This window comes from Brooklawnia sp. (assembly GCF_032229645.1).
Taxonomy (GTDB): domain Bacteria; phylum Actinomycetota; class Actinomycetes; order Propionibacteriales; family Propionibacteriaceae; genus Brooklawnia.
Map to the genome: position 1 here is coordinate 12,236 of NZ_JAVTWX010000151.1, position 12,451 is coordinate 24,686.

20 protein-coding genes are annotated in these 12,451 nt (G+C 64.3%); 1 reads left to right on the plus strand and 19 read right to left on the minus strand.

The annotated features are described in order from the left end of the window. Window positions 1–197 precede the first annotated feature (197 nt). The 9 genes from AAFP05_RS12670 to infA form a co-directional block, all read right to left on the minus strand. Entirely contained in the window at window positions 198–842 is a 645-nt protein-coding gene (locus tag AAFP05_RS12670) for a hypothetical protein (protein ID WP_341730236.1), read from the minus strand. Next, complete coding sequence (locus AAFP05_RS12675; RefSeq protein ID WP_341730237.1) at window positions 839–1,957, minus strand: glycosyltransferase; 1,119 nt, start codon at window positions 1,955–1,957, stop codon at window positions 839–841. The genes AAFP05_RS12670 and AAFP05_RS12675 overlap by 4 nt, the downstream gene beginning before the upstream one ends. A 122-nt stretch (window positions 1,958–2,079) precedes the next feature. Then, the gene (gene rplQ / locus AAFP05_RS12680; protein ID WP_341730238.1) at window positions 2,080–2,625 is read right to left on the minus strand and encodes a 50S ribosomal protein L17; all 546 of its coding nucleotides are present in this window, start codon (window positions 2,623–2,625) and stop codon (window positions 2,080–2,082) included. Between the two features lie 29 nt (window positions 2,626–2,654). Next, the gene (locus tag AAFP05_RS12685) at window positions 2,655–3,680 is read right to left on the minus strand and encodes a DNA-directed RNA polymerase subunit alpha (RefSeq protein ID WP_341730239.1); all 1,026 of its coding nucleotides are present in this window, start codon (window positions 3,678–3,680) and stop codon (window positions 2,655–2,657) included. A gap of 81 nt (window positions 3,681–3,761) precedes the next feature. Then, the gene (rpsD, locus tag AAFP05_RS12690; RefSeq protein WP_341730240.1) at window positions 3,762–4,367 is read right to left on the minus strand and encodes a 30S ribosomal protein S4; all 606 of its coding nucleotides are present in this window, start codon (window positions 4,365–4,367) and stop codon (window positions 3,762–3,764) included. A 33-nt stretch (window positions 4,368–4,400) separates the two neighbouring features. Then, window positions 4,401–4,811, minus strand: coding sequence for a 30S ribosomal protein S11 (gene rpsK, locus AAFP05_RS12695; protein ID WP_341730241.1), 411 nt, complete (start codon window positions 4,809–4,811; stop codon window positions 4,401–4,403). Window positions 4,812–4,859: 48 nt separating this feature from the next. Further along, a complete protein-coding gene (gene rpsM, locus AAFP05_RS12700) occupies window positions 4,860–5,234 on the minus strand; it encodes a 30S ribosomal protein S13 (RefSeq protein ID WP_341730242.1) in 375 nt (124 codons plus the stop codon). Window positions 5,235–5,443: 209 nt separating this feature from the next. Further along, window positions 5,444–5,557: a 50S ribosomal protein L36 gene (gene rpmJ / locus AAFP05_RS12705; protein ID WP_286026074.1), complete on the minus strand. Its 114-nt coding sequence runs from the start codon at window positions 5,555–5,557 to the stop codon at window positions 5,444–5,446. Window positions 5,558–5,572: 15 nt separating this feature from the next. Further along, on the minus strand, window positions 5,573–5,794 hold the full coding sequence (infA, locus tag AAFP05_RS12710; protein ID WP_341730243.1) for a translation initiation factor IF-1: 222 nt from the start codon (window positions 5,792–5,794) through the stop codon (window positions 5,573–5,575). Window positions 5,795–6,001: 207 nt separating this feature from the next. On the opposite strand from infA, the gene AAFP05_RS12715 reads away from it, so the two are divergent. After that, on the plus strand, window positions 6,002–6,289 hold the full coding sequence (locus AAFP05_RS12715) for a YciI family protein (protein WP_341730244.1): 288 nt from the start codon (window positions 6,002–6,004) through the stop codon (window positions 6,287–6,289). A 133-nt stretch (window positions 6,290–6,422) separates the two neighbouring features. Here the strand turns inward: AAFP05_RS12715 and map are convergent, their stop codons facing one another. From map to AAFP05_RS12765, 10 genes are all read right to left on the minus strand, one after another. Beyond that, entirely contained in the window at window positions 6,423–7,265 is an 843-nt protein-coding gene (gene map / locus AAFP05_RS12720; RefSeq protein ID WP_341730254.1) for a type I methionyl aminopeptidase, read from the minus strand. Then, complete coding sequence (locus tag AAFP05_RS12725) at window positions 7,262–7,837, minus strand: adenylate kinase (protein ID WP_341730245.1); 576 nt, start codon at window positions 7,835–7,837, stop codon at window positions 7,262–7,264. Before AAFP05_RS12725 ends, map begins: the two co-directional genes overlap by 4 nt. Beyond that, window positions 7,834–9,147, minus strand: coding sequence for a preprotein translocase subunit SecY (gene secY / locus AAFP05_RS12730; RefSeq protein WP_341730246.1), 1,314 nt, complete (start codon window positions 9,145–9,147; stop codon window positions 7,834–7,836). Before secY ends, AAFP05_RS12725 begins: the two co-directional genes overlap by 4 nt. A gap of 266 nt (window positions 9,148–9,413) precedes the next feature. Next, a complete protein-coding gene (rplO, locus tag AAFP05_RS12735) occupies window positions 9,414–9,857 on the minus strand; it encodes a 50S ribosomal protein L15 (RefSeq protein ID WP_341730247.1) in 444 nt (147 codons plus the stop codon). Window positions 9,858–9,859: 2 nt separating this feature from the next. Continuing rightward, window positions 9,860–10,042 (minus strand): 50S ribosomal protein L30, encoded by a 183-nt coding sequence (gene rpmD / locus AAFP05_RS12740; RefSeq protein ID WP_341730248.1) that lies wholly within the window; start codon window positions 10,040–10,042, stop codon window positions 9,860–9,862. Then, the gene (rpsE, locus tag AAFP05_RS12745; RefSeq protein WP_341730249.1) at window positions 10,035–10,643 is read right to left on the minus strand and encodes a 30S ribosomal protein S5; all 609 of its coding nucleotides are present in this window, start codon (window positions 10,641–10,643) and stop codon (window positions 10,035–10,037) included. The genes rpmD and rpsE overlap by 8 nt, the downstream gene beginning before the upstream one ends. A gap of 25 nt (window positions 10,644–10,668) precedes the next feature. After that, window positions 10,669–11,052: a 50S ribosomal protein L18 gene (gene rplR, locus AAFP05_RS12750; RefSeq protein WP_341730250.1), complete on the minus strand. Its 384-nt coding sequence runs from the start codon at window positions 11,050–11,052 to the stop codon at window positions 10,669–10,671. Window positions 11,053–11,054: 2 nt separating this feature from the next. Next, a complete protein-coding gene (rplF, locus tag AAFP05_RS12755; protein ID WP_341730251.1) occupies window positions 11,055–11,597 on the minus strand; it encodes a 50S ribosomal protein L6 in 543 nt (180 codons plus the stop codon). A 30-nt stretch (window positions 11,598–11,627) separates the two neighbouring features. Then, complete coding sequence (rpsH, locus tag AAFP05_RS12760; protein ID WP_341730252.1) at window positions 11,628–12,035, minus strand: 30S ribosomal protein S8; 408 nt, start codon at window positions 12,033–12,035, stop codon at window positions 11,628–11,630. Window positions 12,036–12,113: 78 nt separating this feature from the next. Beyond that, window positions 12,114–12,299 carry a type Z 30S ribosomal protein S14 gene (locus AAFP05_RS12765; protein WP_286026051.1) on the minus strand — a complete coding sequence of 62 codons (186 nt, stop codon included), beginning with the start codon at window positions 12,297–12,299 and terminating at the stop codon, window positions 12,114–12,116. Window positions 12,300–12,451 lie beyond the last annotated feature (152 nt).

Here is a 12,451-nt window from a genome sequence, read left to right on the forward strand (position 1 = left end):
CAAAGGACCCTCCGAAGTGCGGGGCCGAGCGGAGATCCCTCCGCCCGGCCCCGCACTGGCTTAGGACCCTGCTCAGACCACTCGGCTCGGGCGGACCACTGGGGCACAGCAGCTACCGAAGACAACAGCGGCTACCGAAAAACCGCGGCATCTCGGTAGCCGCTGTGACTATCGGCAGCGGCTACCGAACAGAGCATTCAGCCGCGGTCGTGGAAGCCGCGGAAGACCCAGCGGGGCACGGGATGCCCCGAAAGCCACGACTTCCAGACCTCAAAGCACAGCGGGCCGGCGAAGCCGAGCCGGATCACTGCCCCGGTCCAGATACGCACTGGTCTGACGTCGCTCAGCGCGGTGAAGCTCACTCGTCCGGCACGATGCCCTGCCCGGGAGGCACAGACATCTCGGGTGTCTCCCTGATAGCTGACCCGCACCCAGGTGTGCCCGTTGCGCCAGGTCGAGGTGCCCGGACGCTCGGGATCGAAACGCACATGCCCGGCGTGCACGGCCTGCACGTTGAAGCCGAGTCCTGACAGGATACGAGCCAGCGCCAGGTTGTACTGCTCGGAGAACCCGCGGCTGTTCTTGAATGCCTGCCCGGAGTTCTCCCAGAGGTGCCAGATCGAATAGCGGGTGAACTTGTCGTTGACCAGCCTGGTCGTATAGTCCACCAACTCCCAGCCATCCAGCCTGGACTCGAGGCAGTCGGCCAGTGCCTCGTGGAGGTCGCGGACATCACGCGGCAGGTTCATCGCCGGCTTCGGCGCTCGCGCCACCACCGGCGCAAATCCCAAAGCCGAGGCCACTACCAAGCCGGCCAACCAACATGCGCCCTTGGATTTCATCGTGCTCGCCTGCCTTTCTCCGCCGCTTGCTCGTGTATCTCCATCATCCGCGATACCGGCGTCTGCCAGTCGTATTCAGCTGCATGGGAACGGGCCGCGGTACGCACCTGCGGCGATAGTCTGTCCGCCAACAGCTCAATAGCGTCGGCAATACCGCACGCATCCGGGCTGCCCCATTCGCCGCAGCGCGATGTGATGAGCTCGCGTGCACCGCCACGGTCCGCGGTGACCACCGGCGTCCCGCAAGCCAGCGCCTCCAGTACCGCCAGTCCGAAGGTTTCGGTCGGGCTCACCGACAGCGAGATATCGGACGCCGCCAACCGACGCGCGACATCGTCTCGTCCGGCAACGAAGCCGTGGAATTGGACGGGTGCTCGTCCCGCCTGAGCGCGCAGCGACTTCAGGTCGGGGCCTGTGCCGTACATGTGCAACTCGAACCCGACGCCCCTGCGATGCAGTTCCGCGGCCGCCGCGACGCCCAGCTGCGGATGCTTCTCATGAGACATCCGACCGACATAGCACAGCTGCAACGGGCCGGGACCGGGGTCAGGTGCTCCCTTGTCCGGGTTGAAGGTCTCGAGGTCGACACCGAGCGGCACCTTGCGCAGGTCCGCGCTCAGGCCGCTCCATTCGCCGGCTGAGTAGTCCGAGGTCACCACGACGATGTCGAATCCGGTGGCCAATCGCCTGTTCATCGCCGCCACTAGGGGCCGGACGAGTCGTCGCGAACGCGACCAGCCGGCTGCCATGTCGTCCAAACGCTCATGGCTGAACAGCACAGAACCGACCGAGTGCCGGGCGGCCCATCCTCCGACCCCCGACAGCGTCCATTTGTCGGAGCTCTCCACCGAGGTCGGCCTGAAGCGTCTCAGTACGTCGAAGGCGCGCCAGGGCTCCGCGATCATCCGGTAGGTCGATGAGAGCCTGGGGGCACGGACTTCGGCGACCACGCCCATCTCGGTCTCGCTGATCTTGTCACGGCGGCCGGGGATGATCAGCATCCGCTCGGCGCCAGCCGCCAGGTAGCCGCTGCCCAGTCGATCGATGGCAACCTTCATACCGCCCGAGGTCTCGCTGACGAAGTTGGCGAGCTGGGCGATACGCAGCCTAGCCATTCGGGCCTCCTCAAGCAGACGACCTACTGAGTGTACGAGTTGAGCCGGGGCCGGGAGAGGAAAAGACGAAACCGGCGGCACCCACTCGGGTACCGCCGGTCTCGGCGTTCAATGACCGACGATCAGGACTCAGTCTTGTCCTCGTCGGCCGTCTGCTCGGCAGCGGCCTCGTCGGCCGCGTCCGCCTCGACGTCATCTGCGGCGGTCTGGACGGCCTCAACGAGGCCTTCCTCGGGCGCCTCGACGATGGCAGCCTCATTGATGGCAGCGGCCACCTCAGCGGCCGCCGGAGCGGCCTTCTTTGACCCGACAGGCTCGGTCACCAGCTGAATGACAGCCATCGGAGCGTTGTCACCCTTACGGGGACCGATCTTTGTGATGCGGGTGAACCCGCCGTCGCGGCCCTCCATCATCGGGGCGATCTCGGCGAACAGCGTGTGCAGCACATCCGCACTGGTGATCGTCTGGCGGACGATCCGACGGTTGTGCAGGTCGCCTCGCTTGGCCTTACTGATCAGCTTCTCGGCCAGCGGCTGCATACGACGCGCGCGGGTCTCGGTGGTGGTGATGCGGCCGTGCTCAAACAGCTGGCTGGCCAGGTTGGCCAGGATGATCCGCTCGTGGGCAGGGCTGCCGCCGAGGCGGGGGCCCTTGGTTGGCTTGGGCATTATTGGTTCTCCAGGTGGTTAGTGACGGATCAGTACTGCTCGGTCTCGATGAACTCGTCGTCCTCGTCGCCATCGGCGTCGGCGAACTGATCGGCGGCGGCCAGCGGATCGAAGCCGGGGGCGCTGTCCTTGAGGGCCAGGCCGAGTTCGGCCAGCTTCTGCTTGACCTCGTCAATCGACTTCGAGCCGAAGTTGCGGATGTCGAGCAGATCCTGCTCGCTGCGTCCGACCAACTCACCCACGGTGTGGATGCCCTCGCGCTTGAGGCAGTTGTACGAACGGACGGTGAGGTTGAGGTCCTCGACCGGCAACTGCATATCAGCGGCGAGCTGCTCGTCTATCGGGCTCGGGCCGATCTCGATGCCCTCGGCCTCGACGTTCAGCTCGCGCGCCAGACCGAAGAGCTCGACCAGGGTCCTGCCTGCGCTGGCGACGGCATCACGCGGGGTGATGGCGGGCTTCGTCTCGACGTCGATGATCAGACGATCGAAGTCGGTGCGGGTCTCGACGCGAGTGGCCTCGACCTTGTAGGTCACCTTGGTGACCGGCGAGTAGATCGAATCGACTGCGATGCGGCCGATCTCTGCATCCGGGTTGTCGTTCTGAGCGGCCGAAACGTAGCCGCGGCCACGCTCGACGATGAGCTCCATCTCGATGGCGCCCTTCTCGTTCAGTTCGGCGATGTGCAGCTCAGGGTTGAGCACCTCGACACCGGCGGGAGCGGCGATGTCGGCGGCGGTCACGGCGCCGGCACCCGACTTGCGCAGGTACATGGCGACGGGCTCGTCGTTGTCGCTGGTGAGCACCAGACCCTTGAGGTTCAAGATGATCTCGGTGACGTCTTCGACCACGCCGGGCACCGTGCTGAACTCGTGCTGGTTGCCCTCGATCTTGATGCTGGTCACCGCCGCGCCCGGAATGGACGACAGCAGAGTCCGGCGCAGCGAGTTGCCCAGCGTGTAACCGAAACCCGGCTCCAGCGGCTCGATCACGAACCGTGAACGATTGTCGGCGACGACCTCTTCGACAAGGGTCGGGCGCTGTGCGATGAGCATAAGGTGTCCTTCCCGCGCCGCCCGCTATATGACGACGCGATCAGTGGGGCGCGGAACGGTTCCGCGCCCCGTTTGCAGTACTTACTTCGAATAGAGTTCGACGATCGCCTGCTCGTTGACGTCGATCACGATCTGCTCGCGGGTGGGCAACTGGTGCACCAGGATCCGCATGCGGTTCGGCTTGACTGTCAACCAACCCGGAATGTCGCGCTCGCCCCAGGTCTCGCGGGCGATGACGAATGGGGTCATGTTCAGCGACTTCGGAGCGACGTCGATGATGTCAAGGGCAGTCACCCGGTAGCTCGGGATGGTGACGCGCTTGCCGTTGACCAGGAAGTGGCCATGGCTGACCATCTGGCGTGCCTGACGGCGGGTCGACGCGAAACCAGCACGGTACACGACGTTGTCGAGACGCGACTCGAGGATCTGCAGCAGCGTGGTGCCGGTCTTGCCGGGTAGCCGGTCGGCTTCGGCGTAGTAGCGGCGGAACTGCTTCTCCAGCACACCGTAGGCGTAACGAGCCTTCTGCTTCTCCTTGAGCTGGAGCAGGTACTCGGAGTCCTTGGTGCGTCCGCGGCCATGCTGGCCCGGCGGGTAGGGACGATGCTCGAACGCCTTGTCGTTGCCGACAAGGTCGGTCCCGAGGCGACGGGACTTCTTGGTGATGGGTCCGGTATAACGGGCCATGATGTGTTAAGTCCTTTCTAAGGCTCGGGTTGACTAGACGCGACGGCGCTTCGGCGGGCGGCAGCCGTTGTGCGGCATCGGGGTGACATCCGAAATGGTGCCCACCTCGAGCCCGATTCCACCGAGCGAACGAATCGCAGTCTCGCGTCCCGAGCCGGGACCCTTGACGAAAACGTCAACACGCTTCATGCCATGCTCCATCGCGCGACGGCCAGCGGCCTCGGCCGCCATCTGGGCAGCGAACGGGGTCGACTTACGCGAACCCTTGAAGCCCACGGTGCCCGAGCTGGCCCACGCGATGACCGCGCCATTGGCGTCGGTGATGGTGATGATGGTGTTGTTGAACGTGCTCTTGATGTGGGCCTGTCCGGCAACCACATTCTTCTTTTCCTTGCGCCGCACCTTCGTCTTGGCAGCGGCGCCCTTCCGGCCTGCAGTAGCCATAAGTCTGTTGTTCTCCTTGGCAGATGTCTGGGTGAGGGCTTAACCCGCTCAGCGAGCCTTCTTCTTGCCCGCAACGGCCTTCTTCTTGCCCTTGCGGGTTCGGGCGTTGGTGCGGGTGCGCTGGCCGCGGACGGGGAGCCCGCTGCGATGACGGCGGCCCTGGTAGGTGCCGATCTCGATCTTGCGGCGGATGTCCGCGGCAACCGAGCGCCGCAGGTCGCCTTCGACCTCGTAGTTCGCGTCCATGAAGTCACGCAGAGCGACGAGCTGATCGTCGGTCAGGTCCTTCACGCGGATGTCACCACTGATCCCAGTGGCTGCCAGGGTTTCGGCGGCACGGGTCTTACCAATGCCGTAGATGTAGGTGAGTGCGATTTCCAGACGCTTCTCGCGCGGAAGATCGACTCCTTGGAGGCGTGCCATGTGGCGGTTACCTTTCGATTCATTCGTCCACCGCGATACGAAGCGATCGACGCGAAGGTGTGTGGCGTGAGGCGTTCCCAGATCGCCTTGCCGGATGAGTTCTCCGGGTCTGGGTCCCCGGCCTTCGTCCGGGGGTGAGTTCTGAACTCGCGAAGAGTCAGGTTGCGCTCACGTTGCTGAGATATTCAGTTGTGGTCGTGCGCGTCGGATCAGCCCTGACGCTGCTTGTGTCGCGGGTTGGTGCAAATAACCCGGACGACACCACGGCGACGAATCACCTTGCAGTTGTCGCAGATCCTCTTGACGCTCGGCTGAACCTTCATTCGAGCTTCTCCTTGTTATTTGTGGCGGTAGACGATACGTCCGCGGGTCAGATCGTACGGAGACAACTCGACCACGACGCGGTCCTGCGGAAGGATCCGGATGTAGTGCTGACGCATCTTGCCGCTGATCGTGGCAAGTACCTTGTGCCCGTTGTCGAGCTCAACGCGGAACATCGCGTTGGGCAAGGCCTCGACCACACTTCCCTCGAGTTCGAGTGCTCCCTCTTTCTTCGCCATTCACTCCTGCTCTCTGCATGTTGGACGCACGTCACCCGGCGCACTGTGCTGAAGACACAATGAACCCAATGACCGACGACCCATGCTACTCTTCGCGCCCGCATTGACCCAAATCGGGACGCTGTAGCCGGACGCGAGCACGCTCTGGCGAATCGCGTGCTGCGCCTTGCGTAAGCGAGAACCTACGGCTCCCCTAGGCTTATGCCCATGGCCTATTTCGCAGTGCAATACGTTTACAGCAATGACGCCGAACTGGTTGCCCGGGTGCGTCCCGACCACCGCAGCTATCTCCGCACGCTGGTCGAGGCGGGCACGCTCAAGGCATCCGGCCCCTACGTCGGGGTCCAGCGCGATTCGGCGCTGCTGGTCTTCTCTGCCGACGACGCCGACCAGGTACGCGCCCTGATCGCCCAGGACCCGATGTCGCTGAACAACGTGCTCGAGTCGTTCACGGTCACACAGTGGAACCCGCTGCTGGGCGTCTTCGCCTCCTGATCGGGTCGGGGGCTCCGCTTTTCTCTATCACCCGGATTGTGTAGCGCTGGGGCCCGTCCTGAGCCCTGCAGCTACACGATCCAGCTGGGAGGCACGCGGAACCCGACGGGGACCCGGTTCGGCAGGGCGCGGCTCAGCCGAGCTCGTCGATCACCACGCCGCGGGCGGCGAGTTCGGCACGTCCGCCGTCGAGTTCGGTCAGCACCCAGATGCCGTCCTGGGTGATCGCGACCGTGTTCTCCCAGTGCGCCGCCCACGATCCGTCGTCGGTTACCGCAGTCCATTCGTCGTCCAGTTCGACGGTGCCCGGCGAGCCGAGAGTGAAGATGGGTTCGATGGCCAGGCACATCCCGGCGCTCAGCCGAGGGCCTCGGCGCGCATAGCCAAAATTCGGCACGTCCGGGTTCTGATGCATCGCAGAACCGATGCCGTGCCCGGTGTATTCGCGGACGATGCCGACGCGTCGTCCGCAATGATCTGCCGACGCCTGAATGGCCCCACTGATGTCGCCGACCCGCTTGGCTGTTGCGACCGCGGCGACACCGTCCCACATTGCCTTGCGGGTGATCTCGACCAGATCGGCCGCCTCGGGGTCAGTGCGGCCGCCGACGATGAACGTGCGGGCGGCATCCCCGTGCCAGCCGTCGACGATCGCGCCGAAGTCGACCGAGACGATATCGCCATCGGCCAGCACCCGGTCACCGGGGATGCCGTGCACGACGACCTCGTTGACCGAGATGCAGACGGTTGCCGGATAAGGCGCGATGCCCCACTGGGCTCCGTAGTTCAGAAACGAGCTGACCGCGCCGTTGTCGGCCAGCACCGTACGTGCGACTGCATCGAGGTCCGCGGTACGGACGCCGGCCCGCACCGCCTCCCCCATCGCAATGAGAGCCTCGGCCACCACCAGACCGGCCTTTCGCATTGCCTGGATCTGCTCGGTGGTCTTGACCTCGATGCCTCGCTGGCCCACTATGCGCCAGCTACCCCGTCGAGTGCGGCGACAGCTCGCTCGGCGACCTCGGCAACCTGGCCGTCGCCGTCGACCTCGACCAGGAGCCCCCGGTCACGGTAGTGATCGAGCAGTGGTTCGGTGTCGCGTTCGTAGACCTCCATGCGGTGCCGGATGGTCTCCTCGGTATCGTCGGCGCGCCCCTCAAGCTGAGCACGCTTCAGCAGCCGTTGAATCAATGCCTCGGAGTCGACGGTCAACGACAGCACCGCGTCCAACTGGTGGTCGTGCGCGGCCAGGTAGTCGTCCAGTGCGGCAACCTGATGCAGGGTACGCGGGAAGCCATCGAGCAGGAAACCGGGAGCGGCATCGTCCTGGTCGAGACGATCGGCGACGATCTGCTCGGTCAATTCATCGGGGACGTAGTCGCCCGCCGCCATGATGGCCTCCACCTGAAGTCCTAGCTCGGTCTTCTGCTTCACGTTCGAGCGAAAGATGTCGCCAGTCGAGATGGCGGGGATGCCGTAGTGCGCGGCGATGCCGGGGGCCTGGGTGCCTTTGCCTGCACCCGGGGCCCCCATGATGATCAATCTCATTTGAGGAACCCTTCGTAGTGTCGCTGATGCAGCTGACTCTCGATCTGCTTCACAGTGTCGAGGCCAACACCCACCATGATGAGGAGGCTTGTCCCGCCGAACGGGAAGTTCTGATCAGCATTGAACAGCAGGATCGCCACCGATGGGATGAGCGAGATGATACCAAGGTAAAGCGCGCCCGGTGCGGTCAAACGCGAGAGTACATAACTCAGGTAGTCCTCGGTCGGCTTGCCAGCACGAATGCCCGGGATGAAGCCGCCGTACTTCTTCATGTTGTCGCTGATCTCAACCGGGTTGAACGTGATCGAGACGTAGAAGTAAGCGAAGAAGACGATCAGGACGAAGAAGACCATGTTGTACCACAGTCCCGTACCGGTGGCCAGGTTCGTGGAGATCCACTCCGCCACCTTGCCTGTCGACGAGAACATCGTGAACAGCACCGGCAGGTAGAGGATCGAGCTGGCGAAGATGACGGGAATGACGCCGGCCTGGTTGACCTTCAACGGGATATACGTGGACGAGCCGCCCAGCAATCGGTTGCCGACCATCCGCTTCGCGTACTGCACCGGGATCCGGCGCTGCGCTTGCTCGACGAAGACAACGCCGGCCATCACGAGCAGACCGACGGCGATCACCAGCAGCATGACAAGCAGGCCGCGGTTGGGGTCGGGTTGGCCATTGCGAATACCCCACATGGACGCCGGGAAGCGGGCGGCGATCTGCGTGAAGATGATGACGGACATGCCGTTGCCGACACCGCGGTCGGTGATCAGTTCACCGAACCACATGATGATCGAGGTGCCTGCCGTCATCGTCAGAATCATCACGATGATCGGGAAGACGCCGTTGGAATAGACGATGTCACGCGAGCAGGTGGTGAACAGGTTGCCGTTGACCGCGAGCATGGTGAACGAGGTCGCCTGCAGCACGGCCAGCACGATCGTCAGCCAGCGGGTGTACTGGGTGATCTTCTGCTGGCCCGAGCCGCCCTCTTTCTTCAGGGTCTCCAGGCGCGGAATGACGACCGTCAGCAACTGCAGCACGATCGAACTCGTGATGTAGGGCATCACACCGAGCGCGAAGATCGACAGGTGCAGCAGCGCGCCGCCCGAGAACATGTTGATCATCGAGTAGACCCCGGCGGACTCGCCGCTGGTGGCATCAGTCGCGCAGGCGCGAATCGCGCTCGCGTTCACGTTCGGCGTCGGAATCGTCGAACCCAGCCGCAGGAGCACCACGATGCCCAGCGTGAACAGGATCTTCTTGCGCAAATCCGGCGTCCGGAACGCATTGAGGAAGGCGGAGACCATCCGGTTCCCTCTTTCATTGACTCGATGGTGGATCAGCGTGTGGACGGGTGCATCAAGCGCACAGGGCACGCAAACTCTTGTAGCCTACCAAGCCGGCTCCGTTATCCCTACTCGGATCAGATCACGGTTGTCTCCGCGCAGTCGGCTTCCCCTGACCCCACGAGTCCGCACGCGCGAACACCCCGGCGCCTCGATGGGCAGGCAACAACGGGCGACCCCCGAAGGGATCGCCCGTCACGGCGGATCTCAGGTTCGACGCAAGCAGGTCACCGCTCGGTGACGCTACCTCCGGCGGCCTCGATCTTCTGCTTGGCCGACGCCGAGAAGGCGTCCGCGGTCACGTCGATCTTGACGCTGACCTCGCCGTTGCCGAGCACCTTGACCAGCTTGCCCGAGCGCACCGCGCCCGCCGCAACCAGGTCGTCCACGCTCACCGCGCCGCCGGAGGGGAAGAGCTCACCGAGCCGTGAAACGTTCACGACCTGGTAGCTCACCCGGAACGGGTTCTGGAAGCCACGCGCCTTCGGGATGCGCATGTGCAGCGGCATCTGGCCGCCCTCGAAGTTCTCGGGGACGTTCTTCCGCGCGCCACTGCCCTTGGTGCCGCGGCCGGCAGTCTTGCCACCCTTGCCGCCCTCGCCACGGCCGACGCGCTTGGCGTCGGTGTGGGCGCCGGGCGCCGGGCGCAGGTGATGTACCTTCAGCGCCATCGTCAGTTCACCTCTTCTACTGTGACCAGGTGCCGCACGGCATTGGCCATCCCGCGGATCTCGGGACGATCAGCGTGCTTGACCTGGTCGCCGATCTTGTGCAGACCCAGCGCGCGCAGGGTCTTGCGCGCAGCCGGCTTCTCACCGATGCCGGACTTGACCTGGGTCACCTTCAGCTCAGGCATTCGCAGCCTCCTTGCGCGCCCTGAGGAGGGCCGCCGGGGCGACCTCCTCGACCGACTTGCCGCGGCGCCTGGCGATCTGCTCCGGCTCCTCCAACTGCTGGAGAGCCGCAACGGTCGCATGCACCACGTTGATCGAGTTGGCCGAGCCGAGAGACTTGGCCAGCACATCCTGGATGCCTGCGCATTCCAGCACCGCGCGAGCCGAGCCACCAGCGATCACACCGGTACCCGGCGATGCCGGACGCAGCATGACCACGCCGGCGGCGCGCTCACCGATGACCGGATGCGGGATGGTGCGCTGCACCATGGGCACCTTGAAGAAGTGCTTCTTGGCCTCTTCGACGCCCTTGGCGATCGCTGCGGGCACCTCCTTGGCCTTGCCGTAGCCGACACCCACGGTGCCCTCGCCATCGCCGACCACGACCAGCGCGGTGAAGCTGAAGCGACGTCCACCCTGGACGACCTTGGCGACGCGGTTGATGGACACTACCCGCTCGAGGTACTGGTCCTTCTTGTCACGCTCGTTCTGGTCACGGCCACGACGATCATCACGGCCACGACGTTGGCCCTGGCGGCCAGTGCCGCGCTGGGTTTCACTCATCGCTCATCTACCTTTCGTCGTGTCTCTACAGACCGAGGCCAGCTTCGCGGGCGGCATCCGCCAGCACTGCAATCCGGCCGTGATATTTGTTGCCTGCACGGTCGAAGACGACCTGCGTGACACCGGCATCCTTGGCACGCTGAGCGATCAGCTCACCCACCTTGGCGGCCTTGGCCGACTTGTCACCGGCCAGCACACGCAGCTCCGGTTCCATCGTGGACGCGGACGCCAGCGTTGCGCCGGCGACGTCGTCCACGATCTGAACCAGGGTGTGACGGGCGCTCTTGGTGACCACCAGGCGCGGACGCTCGGGGTAGCCAAAGATCTTCTTGCGGCCGCGGGTAGCCCGGCGTTCGCGAGCAGCCGACTTGGCGGCCTGATGCTTGCTCGTACGCAGCGAGATAGCCATGATCACTTACCAGCCTTTCCAGCCTTGCGGCGCACGTGCTCATCCTTGTAGCGCACGCCTTTGCCCTTGTACGGCTCGGGCTTGCGAATCTTGCGGATGTTCGCGGCCACCTCGCCGACGACCTGCTTGTCGATCCCGCGGACGACCATCCGCTGCGGGGTCTCGACCTCGAAGGTGATGCCCTCGGGGGCATCGACGATCACCGGATGGCTGAAGCCCAGGGCGAATTCGACCTGAGCCGGGGTCTTCTGGATCACGCGGTAGCCGACGCCGACGATCTCCAACGTCCGCGAATAGCCATCGGTGACACCGATGACCATGTTGTTCACCAGGGTGCGAGTCAATCCGTGCAATGCGCGCGAGTTGCGCTCATCGTCCGGACGAGCCACCACAAGCTGGCCTTCGTCGTTCTTCTCAATAGTGATGGGTGCGGAGATGGTGCGGCTCAAAGCGCCCTTCGGGCCCTGCACCTGCACATCGCGACCATCAATGGTCACCTCGACACCGGACGGGACGGTAATCGGGAGCTTGCCAATTCGTGACATCTCAGTTCCTCCTTCGCGTTCCTCGTCCGGTCACCAGACGTAGGCGAGGACTTCCCCGCCAACCGACTTCTGGTGTGCCTGCTTATCGGTCATCAGGCCCTGGGAAGTCGAGATAATCGCGATTCCCATGCCACCCAGAACCTTGGGCAGGTTGTTCGACTTTGCATAGACCCGCAGACCGGGCTTGCTGATGCGGCGCAGCCCCGCGAGCGAGCGGGTGCGATCCTCGCCGTACTTGAGCGTGACGGTCAGCGACTTGCCAACCTCACCTTCGCCCGGCTCGGTCACCTTGAAGGACTCGATGTAACCCTCTTGCCTGAGGATCTCGGCAATACCGGCCTTGATCTTCGAGTGGGGCATCGTCGTCGAATCGTGGTAGGCCTGATTCGCATTGCGCAGACGCGTCAGCATGTCTGCGATCGGGTCGGTCATCGTCATGGCTTATTAGCCTCTTTCTCGCAGCGGTTTCCCCCGGGTAGGGGGACCTGCCGCGTCAGGATTGGATCGGTGAGTAGCTCACCAGGAAGACTTGGTCACACCCGGCAGCGCGCCGGCATGGGCGAGCTCGCGCAGGCAGATGCGGCACAGACCGAAAGCACGGTAAACCGACTTCGGACGTCCGCAGCGCTGGCATCGGGTGTAGGCGCGCACCTTGAACTTCGGCTTGCGGGCCTGCTTGACCTTCAGCGCAGTCTTGGCCATCTCAGCCTCACTTCCTCTTCAAAGCGGCCTTGGCGGCCGACTTCGACTTGTACTGGATCTTCTGGCCGCGCTGTGCCTTGGCGTCGTCCACGGCCTTGAACGGGAAGCCCAGCTGCTTGAGCAGCGCCCGGCCCTCGTCGTCGTCGGTTGCC

What these genes read in the sequence shown, in the direction of transcription:
- AAFP05_RS12670 (WP_341730236.1), bottom strand. Translation starts at nt 842, where the DNA reads ATGAAATCCAAGGGCGCATGTTGGTTGGCCGGCTTGGTAGTGGCCTCG.
- AAFP05_RS12675 (WP_341730237.1), bottom strand. Translation starts at nt 1,957, where the DNA reads ATGGCTAGGCTGCGTATCGCCCAGCTCGCCAACTTCGTCAGCGAGACC.
- rplQ (WP_341730238.1), bottom strand. Translation starts at nt 2,625, where the DNA reads ATGCCCAAGCCAACCAAGGGCCCCCGCCTCGGCGGCAGCCCTGCCCAC.
- AAFP05_RS12685 (WP_341730239.1), bottom strand. Translation starts at nt 3,680, where the DNA reads ATGCTCATCGCACAGCGCCCGACCCTTGTCGAAGAGGTCGTCGCCGAC.
- rpsD (WP_341730240.1), bottom strand. Translation starts at nt 4,367, where the DNA reads ATGGCCCGTTATACCGGACCCATCACCAAGAAGTCCCGTCGCCTCGGG.
- rpsK (WP_341730241.1), bottom strand. Translation starts at nt 4,811, where the DNA reads ATGGCTACTGCAGGCCGGAAGGGCGCCGCTGCCAAGACGAAGGTGCGG.
- rpsM (WP_341730242.1), bottom strand. Translation starts at nt 5,234, where the DNA reads ATGGCACGCCTCCAAGGAGTCGATCTTCCGCGCGAGAAGCGTCTGGAA.
- rpmJ (WP_286026074.1), bottom strand. Translation starts at nt 5,557, where the DNA reads ATGAAGGTTCAGCCGAGCGTCAAGAGGATCTGCGACAACTGCAAGGTG.
- infA (WP_341730243.1), bottom strand. Translation starts at nt 5,794, where the DNA reads ATGGCGAAGAAAGAGGGAGCACTCGAACTCGAGGGAAGTGTGGTCGAG.
- AAFP05_RS12715 (WP_341730244.1), top strand. Translation starts at nt 6,002, where the DNA reads ATGGCCTATTTCGCAGTGCAATACGTTTACAGCAATGACGCCGAACTG.
- AAFP05_RS12725 (WP_341730245.1), bottom strand. Translation starts at nt 7,837, where the DNA reads ATGAGATTGATCATCATGGGGGCCCCGGGTGCAGGCAAAGGCACCCAG.
- secY (WP_341730246.1), bottom strand. Translation starts at nt 9,147, where the DNA reads ATGGTCTCCGCCTTCCTCAATGCGTTCCGGACGCCGGATTTGCGCAAG.
- rplO (WP_341730247.1), bottom strand. Translation starts at nt 9,857, where the DNA reads ATGGCGCTGAAGGTACATCACCTGCGCCCGGCGCCCGGCGCCCACACC.
- rpmD (WP_341730248.1), bottom strand. Translation starts at nt 10,042, where the DNA reads ATGCCTGAGCTGAAGGTGACCCAGGTCAAGTCCGGCATCGGTGAGAAG.
- rpsE (WP_341730249.1), bottom strand. Translation starts at nt 10,643, where the DNA reads ATGAGTGAAACCCAGCGCGGCACTGGCCGCCAGGGCCAACGTCGTGGC.
- rplR (WP_341730250.1), bottom strand. Translation starts at nt 11,052, where the DNA reads ATGGCTATCTCGCTGCGTACGAGCAAGCATCAGGCCGCCAAGTCGGCT.
- rplF (WP_341730251.1), bottom strand. Translation starts at nt 11,597, where the DNA reads ATGTCACGAATTGGCAAGCTCCCGATTACCGTCCCGTCCGGTGTCGAG.
- rpsH (WP_341730252.1), bottom strand. Translation starts at nt 12,035, where the DNA reads ATGACGATGACCGACCCGATCGCAGACATGCTGACGCGTCTGCGCAAT.
- AAFP05_RS12765 (WP_286026051.1), bottom strand. Translation starts at nt 12,299, where the DNA reads ATGGCCAAGACTGCGCTGAAGGTCAAGCAGGCCCGCAAGCCGAAGTTC.